The 5,495-nt window shown below is 50.8% G+C and carries 6 protein-coding genes and 1 pseudogene; 6 read left to right on the forward strand and 1 reads right to left on the reverse strand.

Going from position 1 to position 5,495, the window contains the following annotated elements:
* Both IGR76_00770 and IGR76_00775 read left to right on the forward strand, forming a co-directional pair.
* The coding region (locus IGR76_00770; GenBank protein ID MBF2077077.1) for an elongation factor G at window positions 1-1,406 on the forward strand (1,406 nt) is incomplete at its 5' end.
* 136 nt (window positions 1,407-1,542) lie between these two features.
* On the forward strand, window positions 1,543-1,908 hold the full coding sequence (locus tag IGR76_00775) for a hypothetical protein (protein MBF2077078.1): 366 nt from the start codon (window positions 1,543-1,545) through the stop codon (window positions 1,906-1,908).
* Window positions 1,909-2,274: 366 nt separating this feature from the next.
* On the opposite strand, the gene IGR76_00780 is transcribed toward IGR76_00775, so the two are convergent.
* On the reverse strand, window positions 2,275-3,843 hold the full coding sequence (locus IGR76_00780) for a Na+/H+ antiporter (protein ID MBF2077079.1): 1,569 nt from the start codon (window positions 3,841-3,843) through the stop codon (window positions 2,275-2,277).
* Between the two features lie 14 nt (window positions 3,844-3,857).
* Between IGR76_00780 and IGR76_00785 the strand changes: the two genes are divergently transcribed.
* From IGR76_00785 to IGR76_00800, 4 genes and pseudogenes are all read left to right on the forward strand, one after another.
* Window positions 3,858-4,004: a hypothetical protein gene (locus IGR76_00785; protein ID MBF2077080.1), complete on the forward strand. Its 147-nt coding sequence runs from the start codon at window positions 3,858-3,860 to the stop codon at window positions 4,002-4,004.
* A gap of 253 nt (window positions 4,005-4,257) precedes the next feature.
* A pseudogene (locus tag IGR76_00790) lies at window positions 4,258-4,578 on the forward strand (hypothetical protein).
* 28 nt (window positions 4,579-4,606) lie between these two features.
* The gene (locus IGR76_00795) at window positions 4,607-4,840 is read left to right on the forward strand and encodes a hypothetical protein (GenBank protein ID MBF2077081.1); all 234 of its coding nucleotides are present in this window, start codon (window positions 4,607-4,609) and stop codon (window positions 4,838-4,840) included.
* Window positions 4,841-4,848: 8 nt separating this feature from the next.
* Window positions 4,849-5,277, forward strand: a complete 429-nt coding sequence (locus tag IGR76_00800) for a DUF2752 domain-containing protein (protein MBF2077082.1) — start codon at window positions 4,849-4,851, stop codon at window positions 5,275-5,277.
* Window positions 5,278-5,495 lie beyond the last annotated feature (218 nt).

The following is a 5,495-nucleotide window of genomic DNA, read 5'->3' on the forward strand; positions in this document are numbered from 1 at the left end:
TGGAAGGGGAAGAACTCACCATTGATGAGATCAAGGCTTGTATCCGTAAAGGGACGATCAACCTGTCCTTCTTCCCCACCTACTGCGGCTCCTCCTTCAAGAACAAGGGTGTACAGCTTGTTCTGGATGCGGTTATAGACTACTTACCCAACCCCATGGAAGTGCAGCCTCAGCCGGAAACCGATTTGGAAGGAAACGAGACAGGCAACTACGCCATCGTTGATCCCGACAAGCCTCTCCGTGCCCTAGCGTTCAAGATCATGGACGATCGCTTTGGCGCATTGACCTTTACCCGGATTTACTCTGGAACGCTTACAAAAGGGGATACCATTCTGAACACCGCAACGGGCAAAACCGAGCGGATTGGTCGTCTGGTGGAAATGCACGCTAACTCCCGAGAGGAGATTGAATCGGCTCAGGCGGGTGACATTGTGGCGATCGTGGGGATGAAGAATGTCCAAACCGGACACACCCTCTGCGATCCCAAGAATCCCGCAACCCTGGAACCAATGGTCTTCCCTGATCCGGTAATTTCGGTCGCCATTAAGCCGAAAAAGAAAGGAACCGACGAGAAGATGGGTATGGCTCTCAGCAAGATGGTTCAGGAAGATCCCTCCTTCCAGGTGGAAACCGATGAAGAAAGCGGCGAAACCATCATCAAGGGGATGGGTGAATTACACCTAGATATTAAGGTGGACATCCTGAAGCGTACCCACGGGGTCGAAGTCGAGATGGGTAAGCCCCAAGTGGCCTACCGTGAATCGATCACGAAGCGCATTGAAGACAGCTACACCCACAAGAAGCAGTCGGGTGGTTCGGGTCAGTACGGTAAGATTGATTACGTGATTGAACCGGGCGAAGTCGGCAGTGGCTTTGTGTTTGAGTCTAAGGTTACAGGGGGTAACGTACCTCGTGAGTACTGGCCTGCGGTTCAGAAAGGCTTTGAGACCAGCATTGATAAAGGGCCTCTGGCGGGATACCCCTGCGTTGATTTCAAAGTGACGCTGATGGATGGGGCATATCACCCGGTAGATTCGTCGGCGATCGCCTTTGAAATTGCAGCGAAGGCGGCTTACCGTCAAACCCTTCCTAAAGCTGGCCCTCAATTGCTGGAACCGATCATGAAGGTTGATGTGTTCACCCCTGAAGCCAACATGGGCGACGTGATTGGTGACCTCAACCGTCGTCGCGGCATCATCAAATCCCAAGACACCAACCCAATGGGGGTTCGGGTGAAGGCTGATGTGCCTCTGAGCGAGATGTTTGGTTACATCGGTGACCTGCGAACCATGACCTCTGGTCGCGGCCAGTTTTCAATGGAGTTCTCTCACTACGCACCTTGCCCAAGCAACGTAGCGGAGGAAGTCATCAAGGAAGCCAAAGAGCGTCAGGCCGCACTCGCCTAGGGAGGCGCGGTAGAGGCTTTTTCTGACTAGGCGAGCCTCTAATGAATAGAGTCTAAATATGGGAATCCGTTCTATGGGGCGGGTTCCCATTCCTATCATTTGGGGCTAGCATGTTGATTGCGATTTTGAGTAGGTCATGGAGCTAAACTCGTCCCTCTCTACCGAAGTAATTTTGACGGGGTGTCAACGACCGATTGGACTCTTTCAGCTTGATTGGAATCCCCAACCAGGAGCCTATCTCGATATTGAGGGGCAAACCTACTTAGTGTTAGAACGCCGCCACCGTTACCACCTGCGATCGGGGCGATACCATCTCCACAAAATTGCGCTGTACGTCCAAAAATCTCAGCTCCCCGCTGAAAAAAGCCTGTGGAACGGGCAGTGGGTGATTGGGGACATCACCTGCGGCTACAATGCCCGCTCCGAACTCTTGCGCTGCACGGTAAACCCAGCAGGCCCCTGCGATCGCTGCATTCACTACACCCCCGCTCCTGAGGTCTGAACCGGGTATCGGATCGTTACTCTGACACCCGAAGCATATCCGTTGATCGACCCATCCCTTGGCTTGGCAATCACGCTAGCCCTTGAAAACGCGCACGGAACGGCGATCGCACACTCCTGTGGATAATTTTTGCCCAAGCTGTATAGGTGGTCTGTCCCCGATGAGTTCTCTGCTCGATCTCAATCATCCAACCTCGGTCATGCGCGTGGTATCTCAGCGGCACAATCGTTGAAACGACCATAGCAAATCTATCCCCTGGCAATTGGTATAGCTGTTGCCAGCTAGCTTAGGACATGGACATTTTGGTGGGGCGGCGAAGCCGCCCCACCAAAATGTCCTAACCGATATGGCTAGCGCTATATCTGCCTAGTCCTCGGCAATAAGCACATCCAGCAATGGAGCCAACTCTTTATTCAGGCGACCCGATTTCACATAGTCCGCATAGGAATCAGCTTCCACAGCAAGCAGTTCTGACTTTAATTGCTCGGCGGTAAAGTCACGAAGGTCGGGATACTGATTGATTAAGGTTTCTGTCTCATCATCAATGCGTTTTAGTTCACTATTGACTAGCGTTTCTTGCAGCCGCACAAACTCCGGATCAATCCCAGGGCGATCGCCCACCTGCGCTAAGCGTTCCAGCACCCGATTAAGCGCATCCTGACGGGCAACCAATTCCATATACTCCTGGCGGGCAGGTTGATTCCCCAACAGTTTTAGCTTTTGTAAGATCGGCTGAATCGTTAAACCTTGTGCCAGCAGCGTAAACAGCACCACCCCAAAAACGGCTGCAATAATTTCCTCTCGCTGGGGCAAGATAGCTGGAACACTCAGTGCTAGCGCAATGGACACCGAACCGCGCAACCCACCCCACCACAGAATAATCTGCTTCGGCCAAGAGATCGGCTCACTCATCTTTACGCTGTTGCTGAACAAGCTGAGAACATAGATGGCGATCGCCCGTGAAACGACCATGCAAGCGATCGTAACCCCGATGATAATCAAGTTCTCTCCTAGGGCATCAAACTCCATCTGATCCCCAATGAGGAGGAAAACGATGGAGTTCACAAAAAAGGCGAGAAATTCCCAAAACTCAGACACAATCACCCGCGTTCGGGGATTCATGCCAATCCGAGAACCAAAATTTCCGAGAATTAGCCCCGTACACACCACGGCAATTACCCCTGATCCCCCAAATTCTTCTGCCAAAAGATAGCTACCGTAGGCGGAAACGAGAGTTAGGGACTGTTCGACAAGGGGGAGATCAAACCGCTGGGTGAGGTAGGAGATGCCGAAACCCAGTAAACTGCCGATGCCGACACCCACGCTCACCACGATCAAAAGCTGTACGGCAATGGATTTGAACGACAGATCAACAGGCGTTGTGCTGAGGGGAATCACCACGAGAAAGCTGAAGGCAACAACGGCCATACCGTCATTGAATAGACTTTCTCCCTCCATCAAGGTGGATAGGCGTTTGTCTACTCCCAGTTCCCGAAAAAGGGCAATCACGGATACGGGATCGGTGGCAGAGAGACTTGCCCCAATCAAGAGGGCAATTTCCAGCGGCATTCCAACAAAGTAGTTTAATCCAACGGCGACGCCCACAATAGAGATCACGACACCGATTACGGCGTATAGACAAATGGACTTTAAATCACTTTTCAGGTCTGCCCATTTGATATTCCATGCGGCCTCAAAGAGAAGGGGAGGTAGGAAGATAAAGAGAATCAGTTCAGGGGATAAGTTGACGAGGCGCACATCGACGGTCGCTAGGGCTAACCCGACAATGACGAGCAGCAAGGTGTAGGGAATCCGCCGAAACCAGCTTGAAACCTGGGGTAGAGTCGCCACTCCCAACGACACGGAGAGAACGAGAAGGAACTGTTTGAGTCCTTGTTCTATGCCCGCATGGGCTAGTCCTGTTTCCATCGCCATAGGTGGTTGCTTGGGTGTTGAAGGAGCAAGAGGGGCGATCGCCCTCCATTAATACTCCATTCCTAAAGGATGTCTTAAGAATGGGCGATCGCCCTTTAAAAGTCCCCCAAAATGTATCGTTGTCTTTTGATTCCGTCAAGCTAATGTTCAGCAACGGTTAGGAACCCTATGAAATTAAGAAACGTAAGATTTTGCAGGGGTTTAATTATGCTGTCATACACTAGGTGGGAAGTAATTACACGCGATTAAACGCTCAAGCCTGTAGTCTTTACACCTCCGTATCCATCACACCTATTACTGAGGCGACTGATGCTAAATCTTGTTGGATTGTGGACTAGCTTTGGAACGATTGCGCTGCCTGCTCTTCTGGCTCAGGCAACCTATGCAGACCCCGAAATCAGTACAACGCAGATTGTATTGTCGATCATTGCTTATATAGTTGGTGCGTTTTTCTGTCAAAAGATTTATGAAAAGCTAGGAGTTGAAAACGCCTGGTTTGCTTGGATCCCGATCTTGAACATATACGTTAACTTTGTGGCGGGAGATGAAGAAAATCCGGTACTTTGGACGATTCTGGCCTTAGTGCCCTGTATCAACATTATTGCCATCGTAAAACTCATTATTGCTTGGGTCAAAATCTGCAATAAGCTCGAAAAATCCCCTTGGCTCATTCTCCTTTGGCTGATTCCGCTAATTGGGTTTGCTATTTTCGGCTATCTCCTTGCTTTTGCATAAATCCAAACTCTTGCACTGACATTCAGCCATGATCCGACTTAAGTACCGCAAAATTCTCTTTTTAGTGTTGATTGCCCTGATGACTGGAGTCACAATGGCAGCCTACAGCCAGTCCCACGCTGGCTTCCTCACAAAGACGTTTGCGGTCGTTATGGTGCAGCAAGTGGCAACCGTCGTTCTTTTTCTCGTCTGTTTTGGATGGGACTTGGGGCGATCGCGTCCGTCACGTTCCGGAGATTACAGGAGTTTACCCTTTGAATGAGAATGGGTATGCCACAACGACTTTCCAGACACGAAAGACAAGGGCGATTGCTGTATTTGGCGATCGCTCTTCTTCCATTAGTGGGCAGTTTTTTCATCGCCCATGGTCTACCGCTCAAGCTACCGGGATGTCCGCTCATGCACTTCATCGGTATTCCCTGTCCGGCTTGGGGACTAACCCGCTCGTTTTTGGCAATGGCCCGGGGAGACTGGACCCAGGCGATCGCCTTTCATGCCTTTGGCCCGGTTATTGCCCTAGGGTTCCTCTGGCTGGGTCTACGAACAGCGATCGAACTCATCCGTGGGTATAAAATGTCTGATCCATTCAGTTTCTATCTGCGACAACCCCGAATCCAAATCCTCTGTTTCCTAGTGCTGTTGAGCTACCACGCTACTCGTCTGTATACGCTTTGGCAAACCGGGAACCTGCCGCTTTGACGGTCAGACCAACCGCTCAATTCATGGGATACATCGGCGATCGCATAAGCTTAACTTTTAAGCAGTGCAAGAATGCGGCGATCGCCTTATATTAAGGTATGTGTCGTGATGAAACTGTTCTAACTCGGCACGGCGTTGTTGCATGAAAGAGGGGTTGCGGGCAGGAGAGGCATGGTAAATTTCAGTTATCACACATAAAACCTGCCATGAAACCTCAA

It is taken from the genome of Synechococcales cyanobacterium T60_A2020_003, from assembly GCA_015272205.1.
Lineage (GTDB): Bacteria > Cyanobacteriota > Cyanobacteriia > RECH01 > RECH01 > JACYMB01.